This window comes from Rhizobium sp. FG113 (assembly GCF_057809895.1).
In genome coordinates, this window is sequence record NZ_JBMDKV010000003.1 from 432,123 (window position 1) to 443,814 (window position 11,692).

General features: G+C 58.4%; 11 protein-coding genes. 9 read left to right on the forward strand and 2 right to left on the reverse strand.

All coding sequences use genetic code 11. The features are described from left to right. The first annotated feature begins 153 nt into the window (after window positions 1–153). From uvrB to ACODTZ_RS12390, 4 genes are all read left to right on the forward strand, one after another. Window positions 154–3,096: an excinuclease ABC subunit UvrB gene (gene uvrB / locus ACODTZ_RS12375; protein ID WP_489026027.1), complete on the forward strand. Its 2,943-nt coding sequence runs from the start codon at window positions 154–156 to the stop codon at window positions 3,094–3,096. A 60-nt stretch (window positions 3,097–3,156) separates the two neighbouring features. Continuing rightward, window positions 3,157–3,402 (forward strand): CopG family ribbon-helix-helix protein, encoded by a 246-nt coding sequence (locus ACODTZ_RS12380; protein WP_489026029.1) that lies wholly within the window; start codon window positions 3,157–3,159, stop codon window positions 3,400–3,402. Continuing rightward, window positions 3,402–3,707, forward strand: coding sequence for a type II toxin-antitoxin system RelE/ParE family toxin (locus tag ACODTZ_RS12385; RefSeq protein WP_489026030.1), 306 nt, complete (start codon window positions 3,402–3,404; stop codon window positions 3,705–3,707). Before ACODTZ_RS12380 ends, ACODTZ_RS12385 begins: the two co-directional genes overlap by 1 nt. A 175-nt stretch (window positions 3,708–3,882) precedes the next feature. Then, on the forward strand, window positions 3,883–5,298 hold the full coding sequence (locus ACODTZ_RS12390; RefSeq protein WP_489026031.1) for a hypothetical protein: 1,416 nt from the start codon (window positions 3,883–3,885) through the stop codon (window positions 5,296–5,298). 587 nt (window positions 5,299–5,885) lie between these two features. On the opposite strand, the gene ACODTZ_RS12395 is transcribed toward ACODTZ_RS12390, so the two are convergent. Beyond that, on the reverse strand, window positions 5,886–6,200 hold the full coding sequence (locus ACODTZ_RS12395) for a hypothetical protein (protein ID WP_489026032.1): 315 nt from the start codon (window positions 6,198–6,200) through the stop codon (window positions 5,886–5,888). Window positions 6,201–6,567: 367 nt separating this feature from the next. Then, window positions 6,568–7,221, reverse strand: a complete 654-nt coding sequence (locus ACODTZ_RS12400) for a LexA family transcriptional regulator (RefSeq protein ID WP_489026033.1) — start codon at window positions 7,219–7,221, stop codon at window positions 6,568–6,570. 246 nt (window positions 7,222–7,467) lie between these two features. On the opposite strand from ACODTZ_RS12400, the gene ACODTZ_RS12405 reads away from it, so the two are divergent. From ACODTZ_RS12405 to ACODTZ_RS12425, 5 genes are all read left to right on the forward strand, one after another. After that, the gene (locus tag ACODTZ_RS12405; RefSeq protein WP_489026034.1) at window positions 7,468–7,773 is read left to right on the forward strand and encodes a helix-turn-helix domain-containing protein; all 306 of its coding nucleotides are present in this window, start codon (window positions 7,468–7,470) and stop codon (window positions 7,771–7,773) included. After that, the gene (locus ACODTZ_RS12410; RefSeq protein ID WP_489026036.1) at window positions 7,773–8,675 is read left to right on the forward strand and encodes a ParB/RepB/Spo0J family partition protein; all 903 of its coding nucleotides are present in this window, start codon (window positions 7,773–7,775) and stop codon (window positions 8,673–8,675) included. Before ACODTZ_RS12405 ends, ACODTZ_RS12410 begins: the two co-directional genes overlap by 1 nt. Beyond that, the gene (locus ACODTZ_RS12415; RefSeq protein ID WP_489026037.1) at window positions 8,675–9,133 is read left to right on the forward strand and encodes a hypothetical protein; all 459 of its coding nucleotides are present in this window, start codon (window positions 8,675–8,677) and stop codon (window positions 9,131–9,133) included. The genes ACODTZ_RS12410 and ACODTZ_RS12415 overlap by 1 nt, the downstream gene beginning before the upstream one ends. A gap of 112 nt (window positions 9,134–9,245) precedes the next feature. Continuing rightward, window positions 9,246–9,464 (forward strand): hypothetical protein, encoded by a 219-nt coding sequence (locus ACODTZ_RS12420; protein ID WP_489026038.1) that lies wholly within the window; start codon window positions 9,246–9,248, stop codon window positions 9,462–9,464. Further along, window positions 9,461–11,662, forward strand: coding sequence for a DDE-type integrase/transposase/recombinase (locus tag ACODTZ_RS12425; RefSeq protein WP_489026040.1), 2,202 nt, complete (start codon window positions 9,461–9,463; stop codon window positions 11,660–11,662). The genes ACODTZ_RS12420 and ACODTZ_RS12425 overlap by 4 nt, the downstream gene beginning before the upstream one ends. The last annotated feature ends 30 nt before the right edge of the window (window positions 11,663–11,692 follow it).

Consider the following 11,692-nt stretch of genomic DNA (forward strand, 5'->3'; position numbering starts at 1 on the left):
GTGTCTCCGTTATAAACCGCCTTTTTGCCGCGATGCAATATCACCAGGCCATTTGGTGACCTCAGGCGTTCGGCGTCGGACGCCGCAAAATCCGTTTCCCTTTTGTACTCTTTGCCTCTTCCATTTCGCGCTGACTCTCTCCATATTCCGGCCATGGCCAAATCTCCGAAAAAGTCCCCCGCCCCCGATGGTTTCGAGGAAGCTCCCCAATCCGCGTTCGAAGGCGCCCCGCTCGAGGGCTCCGTCGCCGATTGGGTGAAGCAGCTGGAGGCCGATGCGGAGGCATCCGGTGTCGAGACGCAACGGCAGATCGCCTCGAAGGCCGGCAAGCACCGCAAGAAGGTGGAGATCGCCGCGTCCAAATCCGCCAGAGGCACGTCGATGGGCGGCTCGACCGACCCGAAGACGCGCGCTGCCGCCGGCCTCAATCCGGTCTCCGGCCTCGACGTTTCGCTTGAGGACGCCGCCGCGCTGAAGGCGGGCACGGCGGTGACCGCCACGGTGGAGGCGCTTTCGGCGCTGATCGAGAGCGGCAATCCGCTGTTCAAGGACGGCAAGATGTGGACGCCGCATCGCCCGGCCCGGCCGCCGAAATCCGAAGGCGGCATCGAGATCCGCATGAACTCGGAATACTCACCTGCCGGTGACCAGCCGACGGCGATCAAGGATCTCGTCGAGGGCCTCGACAATGGCGACCGCAGCCAGGTGCTGCTCGGCGTCACCGGCTCCGGCAAGACCTTCACCATGGCCAAGGTGATCGAGGCCACGCAGCGCCCGGCCGTCATCCTGGCGCCGAACAAGACGCTGGCGGCCCAGCTCTACAGCGAATTCAAGAACTTCTTCCCCGACAACGCGGTGGAATATTTCGTCTCCTACTACGATTACTACCAGCCGGAAGCCTATGTGCCGCGCTCCGATACCTTCATCGAGAAGGAAAGTTCGATCAACGAGCAGATCGACCGCATGCGCCACTCCGCCACCCGCTCGCTGCTCGAGCGCGACGATTGCATCATCGTCGCCTCGGTCTCCTGCATCTACGGTATCGGCTCGGTCGAGACCTACACCGCCATGACCTTCCAGATGGAGGTCGGCGACCGCCTCGACCAACGTCAACTATTGGCCGACCTCGTCGCCCAGCAATACAAGCGCCAGGACATCAACTTCGTGCGCGGCTCCTTCCGTGTTCGCGGCGACACGATCGAAATCTTCCCGGCCCACTTGGAAGACGCGGCCTGGCGCATTTCCATGTTCGGCGACGAGATCGACGCCATCACCGAGTTCGACCCGCTCACCGGCCAGAAGACCGGCGACCTGAAGAGCGTGAAGATCTACGCCAACAGCCACTATGTCACCCCGCGCCCGACGCTGAACGGCGCCATCAAGGCGATCAAGGAAGAGCTGCGCCTGCGCCTCGCCGAGCTCGAAAAGGCCGGCCGCCTGCTGGAAGCCCAGCGTCTGGAACAGCGCACCCGCTACGATGTCGAGATGCTTGAGGCCACCGGCTCCTGCGCCGGCATCGAGAACTATTCGCGCTATCTCACCGGCCGCAGCCCCGGCGAGCCGCCGCCGACCCTGTTCGAATATATCCCCGACAACGCCCTGCTCTTCATCGACGAAAGCCACGTCACCATTCCGCAGATCGGCGGCATGTATCGGGGCGACTTCCGCCGTAAGGCGACGCTTGCCGAATACGGCTTCCGCCTGCCGTCGTGCATGGACAACCGCCCACTGCGCTTCGAGGAATGGGACGCGATGCGCCCCGACACCGTCGCCGTCTCGGCCACCCCCGGCGGCTGGGAACTCGACCAGTCCGGCGGCGTCTTCGCCGAGCAGGTGATCCGTCCGACCGGCCTGATCGACCCGCCGGTCGAAGTCCGCTCCGCCCGCAGCCAGGTCGACGACGTGCTCGGCGAAATCCGCGAGACCGCAGCCAAGGGTTACCGCACGCTCTGCACCGTGCTCACCAAGCGCATGGCCGAGGACCTCACCGAATATCTGCATGAACAGGGCGTGCGCGTCCGCTACATGCACAGCGACATCGACACGCTGGAGCGTATCGAGATCATCCGCGACCTGCGCCTCGGTGCCTTCGACGTCCTCGTCGGCATCAACCTTCTGCGCGAAGGCCTCGACATTCCCGAATGCGGCTTCGTCGCCATCCTCGATGCCGACAAGGAAGGTTTTCTGCGCTCCGAGACATCGCTGGTTCAGACGATCGGCCGCGCGGCGCGTAACGTCGACGGCAAGGTCATCCTCTATGCCGACAACATCACCGGCTCGATGCAGCGCGCCATGGACGAAACCGCCCGCCGCCGCGAAAAGCAGGTAGCGTATAACACCGAACACGGCATCACCCCGGAATCGGTGAAGGCGAAGATCTCCGACATCCTCGACAGCGTCTACGAACGCGACCACGTCCGCGCCGACATCTCCGGTGTATCAGGCAAGGGCTTTGCCGACGGCGGCAACCTCGTGGGCGGTAACCTGCAGACCCACCTCAACGCGCTGGAAAAACAGATGCGCGACGCCGCCGCCGACCTCGACTTCGAAAAGGCCGCGCGCCTGCGCGACGAAATCAAACGCCTCAAGGCCGCCGAACTCGCCGTCATGGACGACCCGATGGCGCGCGAGGAATCCAAGGCCATGGAAGGCATCAAGCGGAACGCCAAGGCGACCCGCGAGTCCCTTCTCCCCAGCGGGGGTCCGGAGGACGGGACGAGACAAGCGGCTCGTCCCGGGGTGCCCGGCAGGGCGGACGAGGGGGCCACGCCCTCGACCTCCCTCTTCCAGAAACCCACCCTCGACGACATGGGCCCAGGCACCGACACCGCCATCCCGTCCCGCACCTTCCGCCGCAACGACCTCGACGAAATGACCGTCGGCCGCACCGAAAAGCCCGTGTCAGGCAAGCTCCCGGACAAGCCCGACGCCGCCAAGAGCACCAAGCGCTTCTCCCCCCTGCTCGAAGGCCAACCCGACCGCGACGACCCGCGCCCCCTCGTGCGCGGCAAGACAGGCGTCGGCAGCTATGAGGATGCGGGGGATGTGAAGAGGCAGAAGCGGACGAAGGGCAAGACGGGGCGGCCGGGGCGGTAAGTGGCGCCAGCTTGACGCCACTTACCAAACTCCCATAATCGCCTGAACCGGAGGTTCTCCATGAACGCGATTACCGTCCATCTTCCCGAAGAAACCGCCGCTCGCCTCGACCGCCTGGCCGACAAGCTGTCGAAGCCGGCGGACAGCGTCGCCGCCGATGCGATCGAGGATTTTCTCGCCCGCGAGGAATGGCAGCTGGCCGAAATCGAGGCCGGTCTCGCGGAAGCCGAACGGGGAGAATTTGCGAGCGAGGATGAGGTGAACGCGGTTTTCGCCAAGTATGGCGTTACGACACGCGGCGCCTGATGCCGCCAATCCGTTACACGAGGCGCGCGCTCGGCAATCTAAGGCACATCGGTGAATGGATTGGGCAGGATAACCCCGCTGCCGCTCAACGCGTCATCGCCCGACTTGCCGCCGCCATCGATCTCCTGCGTGATCAGCCTGACCTGGGACGTCCCGGCCGCATAGCCGGCACGCGGGAACTGGCTCTGGCGGATATTCCCTACATCGTCGCCTATCGGCTCAACGCCGGGCACGTCGAGATCATTGCGGTTTTCCATGCGGCGCAGCGGTGGCCGGTCGACTTGCAAAGGCGGAACGCTCCCTAGCATGGCATTAATCGCAACCAAGTGAAATTATCCACCTTTAAGATGATACTCGCTCATCTTACTCCGAGAGCGCTCCAACGACATAGTTTTTATCTATCATTCGAAGAAGAATACTTTATTGACATCCGCCTAGCTGCAACCCTAGATTTGCAATCGTTATCTATGGAGGAAGCCGGTGGGAAATGATCAACTAAGAGTTACCTTAGCTGAACAGTATGCGGAAGTGAGACCGCGTTACGAAAAGTTTTGCGAAGAAACAAAGAGAATTATTGTCGAATCATTCGATGAGAATGGGATATACTTCCAAAATATATCAGCGAGAGCGAAAAATATTGAAAGCTTCATTAAGAAATCATCGAAAGGAAGCGGGGACGACAAGAAATACAACTTCCCCCTTACAGATATAACCGATTTAGCTGGCGTTCGAATTATCACGTATACATTACGAGACCTGGATAAAGTCGACAAATTTATCACTTCAAATTTCGATATAGTTGAAAAAAGAGACGTAGGGGAAGAGAGATACAGAGAAGGAAAATTTGGATACCAAAGTATACACTACTTAGTACAATTCCCCGAAAACAGAGTTTCCCTCTCAGAAAACACAAAATACAAAGGGTTAATATGCGAAATTCAAATAAGAACGGTGCTTCAGCACGCCTGGGCAGAGATAGAACACGACATTCAGTATAAGAATCAATCTGACGTTCCTCGATCACTAGAAAGAAAATTCATAGCCTTGGCGGGATTGCTCGAAATCGCCGATCGAGAATTTCAGTCTATCCAAGACGAAGATGCACGATTAAAGAAACAGATTGATGATCAGCTTCAAAATGAAGTAACTCGTGAAAATATATCAAAGAGCACATCAGAGCCAGAGGAGCCTGTTGCTGCATTGGTGCGCTCAAAGAAATACAAGGAGGCAATAATACTATATAACGAAAAAGTTAACTTATCTCCTAATATGCATACACTATATCTTGGACGAGCACGTGCAAAATTTCTATCTGGCGACCGCAAAGGCGCTCTTGCTGACATTGATCTTGCACTCGAATTGGTCCCTGACGACCTGGTTGCGCAAAGACTTCAGGAACAGTTTCTTGAAGGAGCGGTTGCTGAGAACAGCGCCGACGAGTCATCAAAGGGTGGCGACGACCCTAATGAACTCACTAAAAGAGCGAATGCACTTGTCGAAAGTGGCGATGGAGTGAGCGCTTTCGAGTTGTATTCGCAGGCACAGGACAATGGCGCGTCACGACCGTTTTCCCAAGTGAATAAAGCTATATCTTGCTTCATATCATCAGACTTCACTGGCGCGTTGCATTTCATGAGTGCTTTGCAGCCACGAGCAGGGACGCCGATGTCCGTCACCATTGCGGCGATTCACTGCCTTATTTCGGCTTCAACGGGTTCTCCATCATTCAATGATGACGTTGCTTTACTAGAGAACGCTTTGATGAAGGCAGAGGATTTTACATTTTCCATGTCCCCGCTCGCCAAAATGAGAAGAGGCATAAAAAGCGGCAACATAAACATCGATGTTCAATCGATGAACAACATCGATCTGGTCTTCTCCAAGATCGACCAATAAAATCTAAGCTCAAAAAAGAAGAAGAATCTGCGGTCCCAGCGAGGAAAGGCAGCTCATTTCGACCAGTATTGTCAATCGCTCAGCCACAAAAATTTCCCCCACCCTCCCCACCCATGCCATCATCCCCTCACCCCACCACGGATACACCGGCAGGCGTGCCGGCGAGGTGGGGTCGGCGCTGGGTGTTTGAGGAGGACGCAAGCTCTCTCATCCGGGGTTCGCAGAAAATGGTCTCCCTCCGGTGACGGCGGGTTCCGTCGCAAGACGGGCCCGAGTTGTGCCCGGACGTGCCTGTGAGGCACACATGGTCTCGTCGCGAAGTTGGGCGAGAAGGCAGAGAGACCGGAGTTGCGTTCATAAACCGCCGAACGGGGTGCTGGAAGGCACCATATTTTTTACTCTATCGAGGTGATTTCTAGCGCCCCGTCCGAGTTGTAACCCGCAAGATCAGATGGCGTATCCGGGATTATGTGGGATTAGGCGGGAGCGAGCGGCGAAAGCCCTAAGCAGCAGGCATTGTCGCGGCGGAAGCTCATTTTAACCGAGATGATGGCGCGCAAGATCGAATGGCAAACTGCGCCCGTCAGCTAAAGCCAGCCATCCTTGAGAAATTTGGCGCGAAGATCGATGCAGAAAGATACGACGTGAGCTGCACCTCGTCCCTGCACCTCGTCGAACGACCGATCTGCATCGTCTGACGTCGCCCCCACATCCGCCTCGGACATTGTTGCGAACATGTTGTCGAGCCATTTGGTGGTGGCCGGATTTATATCCAGGGCGCATCGATCTGCCCAGACTTTCGCGCGAACAAGATCCTGCCAACTCTTGGTGGGTAAGTCGTTCTGCTCCGAGGCCAAAGCAGGCCCGGTCAGAACGATTAGTAGAATCAGTGGTCTAAGCATGAATCAGCTCGCACATCCGGCAAATATGGGCCGATAACGCTTTGCCCAGTAGTCTTTGCCCCATACTGCGGACTGGACGTACGAAACGACCTTGGTTCGCCCGGCCCCGTCTGCCTGTATGAAGATTCGCCCTGCTGTTGAAGTACCATTACCGAACGAGAATTCGACCTTACTCATGGTATCGAGGTCCTGGCGCCTCCAGTGATCCATGTCGCGAAAGGTCAGGTAAGCGCAATCCGCGATTGCCTTGTAATTCCCAGAAAATGACGCGACGAAGTCAGGTTCGGAAGGCACGGTATTGCATCCCGCCAAAGTAAGTAGCGCGGCTACAGAAAATAAACGTCTGAACAAGATGAACATCCCCAGCTTAAATGGACCGGCCGTACCACATGACACGCCCAGCTATATTTAGTAAGTCGCTCTCACCCGGCGAAATTTCCTCTGGAGGATACCGTGGATTGTCGCTGATAAGCTGCATTGAGCCATTGATCCGCGCATGCACCCGCTTAACGAGGACCATGTCGCCGTAGACCACGATGTAAATCGCGTTGTCCTTAATGCGATTTATACTGGTGTCCACCAGCAATGCGTCGCCGTCGCGGATCGTCTCCTCCATACTGTCACCACGAGCGGTCAAAACCCTTGCCGCCACAGGATTTATACCCTTGGCCCGCAACCATTCTGTCTGGAAGGCCAAGTAGTCCAGCGGGTCCTCTCCGTAAGCCAGTGTCCCGGCACCCGCAGATGCCCGGATATCGAGGCGAGGCACTAATGAGAAACTCGAAGGCAGCTCGGCGGAAGGACGCGTCACTGGGGTCGTTCGTTCGTAGTCACCGACGAGCCAATCCAAGCTAACGTTCTTCTTTTTCGCGATTTGGACGGCCTTATCCAGTCCTGGCGTGCCCCCGGCGAGATACTTGCGAATCAAACTCTCGCCAATCTCGACCTCCTTGGCAAATGCGTTCGCACTCCCTTCTCCAATTAGCTCTTTAAGGCGCTCTACGAACAGATCGTGCGGCATATAGGCCTAACTCCGAATAAATTTCGGACTTTACCGCGAGGGTAAATCCACAATTCAAGCCGTTGTTTTCGCTGCACAAAAGCCAAATTCGCACCAAAGAGCTTGAAATCGGAACACCGAACGCCGTTTTCGGCCTTTGGTGCTTGACTGCTGAGCACTATATTGCGAATATCGTTGCAACATTGTTTGAACACCTACCCGACCACCAATCGACCTTCGGAAGAGGTCAAAAAGCAGGGAGCAACCATGACGACCACAAAGAAGTGGGATCGCGCAGCCATCAAAACCGAGCTGTTACGGCAGAACAAAACTCTGACCGGAATAGCCAAGGATGCTGGACTGTACGCGAGCGCTTGCAGGCAGGGCATTATCGGCGCGAGCCGCCCTGGTGCTGAAGCTATCGCTACAGCCTTGGGCGTACCGTTCCGCGAGATGTTCCCAGACAGCTACACTCGTGGTCGTCATGACCAGGAGAAGACTAGCAGCAACAAGAGTTGCAACGCGAGTCAAAACGGCGGTGTTTCCACTGACACTCTTCGGAGCGTTGCGTGATGATTCAGTCAATCGGATCGGCCGCCGCTGCCGTCACAGCCGACAGCCTCACCTCCTTCATGATCCCGGTTGCGCAAGTCACCCGGACTGCGAACCATCGCAAGCATTCTCAGGCCGCCATCCAGGCGATGGCTGAGAACATCGACGTCCACGGCCACCGCCAGCCGATCGAAGTTCTGATCGATGGCGACAGCTACCAGCTGATCTTTGGTGCGCTTCGCCTTGATGCGATCGCCTATCTCGGTCGCTCCGAGATCAAGGCAGAGGTCAAGCGCCGCGAAGACTTCGCCTCTGGCGCGGCGATCCGGCTCGTCTCGATCTCCGAAAACATGGCGCGGCGCGAGCTTTCCGTCCTCGAGCGCAGTGTCGATATCGCCGACTGGTGCGAGATCTACCGCGCGGCTCAGCCGGGCATCAAGCCGGGTCGCAAGCCGGCAGCTACCGCACGCGGGGAATTAGGTATCAACCTGATACTCAATTCATCTGATACCGATTTGATGGCCGCCAGTGGTCAGTTTGCGGCCAGCTTCTCCGACGCCGCACAAGCGTTTCTCGGTGTCTCCAGGGCCGGTGTGTTTCGCGCCCTGAAGATAGCCTCGATCGACGCCCTGCAGCGCGACCGAATTGCGCTCGAGCCGATTTCCAACAATCAGGCCGAACTGATGGCGCTTGCTGCTCAAGCAACCGCAAGGCAGGCCGCGATCCTTGATCTAATCCTCGGCGGCAAGGCCTCGAGCGTTGCCGACGCCATCGCGGCTCTCGATGAGCGTCCACGCCACGTCCAGGCAGCTTGGGAAAAGTTCTCCGAGCAGTTTGCACGCATCGCAGAGCCGGAACAGGACCGTTTCTTTGACCTGAATGAGCCAGCGATTGCACGCTGGCAGGCAAAGAAGGGCAAGTAATGGCCCGCAAGCGCGACACTTTCACAGTTGATCTGTTCAGGGATTATTCGCCGCAGCCTGTCGTCGAGCGTTTCGACATCGACGAGGTCAAGGCCTACTCCCTGTCTGGCAAGCTGTCTAAGGCCGTCGCGCGCACGATGGAAGAAAGTGGCATGTCGCGAGACGAAATCGCGGCGGCCATGACGGACCTCACGAAGTCGCCGATCTCGAAGACAACGCTGGATGCCTACGCCAGCCAAGCCCGTGAGCAGCACTCGATTTCCGCTGTCCGATTGGCTGCGCTGGTTACCGTCACCGAGGACGTGCGCGCACTCAACGTGCTGCTCGAAGAGGCCGGCTTCATCGTCATTCCGAAGAAATACGAAGCGCTCTTGAAGCGCGAGAGAGCCAGGGAGCTGAGGGACCAGCTCGAAAGGGAAGCCAATGCCGCTGATGCGGAATGGAGGGCAAGGCGTTGAAGGATTTTCTGCAGGACATAGCCGCGTTTACGGCGATCTCGCTCTTCGTTTTGAGCGCGGTTTACTGGGCCGAGATCGCGATCACTCTCAACCTTATCTCATGGATTGCACAATGACGGGACATTCCGACATGTTCTGGCCGATCGTTGTTTTCTTCGGCGTTTGGGCCGTAACCGCAACGGGCGCCTGCATCTGGTATCAGGCCGAGCGTAGCCAGGGCCGACGTCTACTCGTCGAACTCCGCAAGCTAAATGCGGTCCTCGGAGACCTGATTTCGATCGAAGAAGCCAGGAAGATCCTCGCGCGCATCATGTCGGGACGCCGCGCATGAAAGAGTGGCTGACCGCACGGGAAATTGCCGAAGAACGGCTTCCGATGATGCCCGATACTGAACGCGGCATTCAGCTCTATGCCGACCGTGAGTATTGGGGATCACATCCGACCTATACTCGAGCCAGAAAGGGCCGTGGCGGTGGTGCCGAGTATCATTTCCGCATTCTGCCATCCTTAGCACAGATCGCGTACTTCCAGCGGTACGTCAGTGTAGGCGATGAAACTGCGGCCCCGACGACATCGACTGACGGACCGTCTTTAACGGCTCGGGGCACCCGTGAGCGCGACGCCCGCTTGGCAATTCTTGCGGCCTACGAAAAGTTCTCGCGCGGCCTGAGCCTGAACCAGCAGGCCTGCATCCAACTGTTCTCCGATCGCTACGAAACCGGCTTTATCAAGATCGACGACTGGGTGAAGGAACTTGTTCCAAGCTTCGGCCGGCGCACGCTCTATCGCTGGCTGAGCGCCAAGCGGTGCGCGGAGACCGACAAACTTGCTGTCGATCGCGGACAGGCGCGCGCCGGTACTGGCATCCTCGACAATGCCGAGGGTGGTCGTGTTCGCGGCCATATGCTGGCCCTCATTGCGCATCAACCGCATCTGTCGGCCGCTCAGGTCCGCAAGCTCTGCCGCGCCGAGTTCGGCGACACCATCACCGTCGTTTCAAAGGGCGTTGGAAAGGCCATCGAAATGCCGCCGGTCCGCACCTTCCAGCACGTCCTGAAGGGGCTGAAGGAAACGCACAAGGTCGAGCTGCTGAAGCTCACCAACCCGGACAAGTTCCGCTCGACGATGCTGCCATCGGGCACCGGCATGTATTCGCATATCACGACGCCGAACGAGCTTTGGCAGATCGATGCCTCGCCGGTGGATGCGCTTTGCACCGATGGCCGCCACTCGATCTATGTGTGCATCGACATCGCCACCCGTCGTTTTGTGCTTTACGTCTCGAAGACACCGCGCGCCTCGGCCGTCGGCATGCTGATCCGCAAGGCGATCCTTGCCTTCGGAACACCGCGCGTCATCAAGACCGATAACGGTTCGGACTTCGTTGCGCACGAGACCAAACGGCTGTTCACGAACCTCGGCATCGAGCCCGACGTTTCGGACGCCTACACGCCCGCTCAAAAGGGCCACGTTGAGCGTGCAATCAAGACCTATCAGCATCAGTTTGTGCAGCTGCTGCCCGGTTATGTTGGCCACTCCGTTACCGACCGCAAGGCGATCGAGGACCGTAAGAGCTTCGCCGAGCGCCTCGGCCAGGACACGGCAGAGGCCTTCAATGTGCAGCTCTCGGCGGCGCAACTGCAGGAGAAATCCGACCGCTGGTGCCTGGACGATTACCAGCACAGCCAGCACGAGGGCTTGAACAGGCAGACGCCATTCAATGTCGCCGCCCGGTCGATGGAGACAGTCCGTACGGTTTCGGAGCGCGCGCTGGACGTGTTGTTGATGCCGGTCGCCGGCTCGAACGGCCGCCGCCGCGTCACCAAGTTCGGCATCCAGATCGATGGCAACCACTACCGGTCGGCAAGTCTGATGCCCGGCACCGACGTATTCGTGCGGTGCGATCCGAATGATGCCGGCCGCGTCCTGGTCTTCAGCCTCAACCAGTCGGATTACCTTGGCGAGGCAATCTGCCCCGAGCTTTCAGGCATTCATCCACAGACCTTCGAGCGCGCCCGCAAGGAACTGAACGCGCAGCTGATCAAGGAACGCATCGACCCGATCCGCGCGGAAATCAGCAAGATCGTCAAGGGCAAGCCGCTGATCGACAAGGCGCTAGAAGTTGCCGCACGCGACGTCCCGAACGTCATCGCTCTGCCGAAGCGCGAAGAGGTCCACAGCACGCCGCAGATCGCTGCCGCGCTCGACGCTGCCAACGCCTCAGACGGCGTCATCGATCGCGACGAGTTCATGGCTTTCGATGCCCGCGTGTCCGCGATGATGGCTCGCGTCGAGGCCGAGCTCGCGCCGATGCCGGCAACTGAGAATGTCCGCCCGATCCGCACCGAAGCCACGCCAGCGCAGAAGTTCTGGAAGGCGCAGGCGATCGAGCGGGCGCTTGAGAATGGCGAACCTGTCGATCCGGAGAAGGTCGTTTGGTTCGGCTCCTACAGGGAGAGCACTGAATACAAAACCCATCGCGGGCTTTGGGAAGAATTCGGAGATCAGGCTCCGGGACTGCGTACCTGAAAAAGAAAATACCCGCCGGTTGCAGCCGGC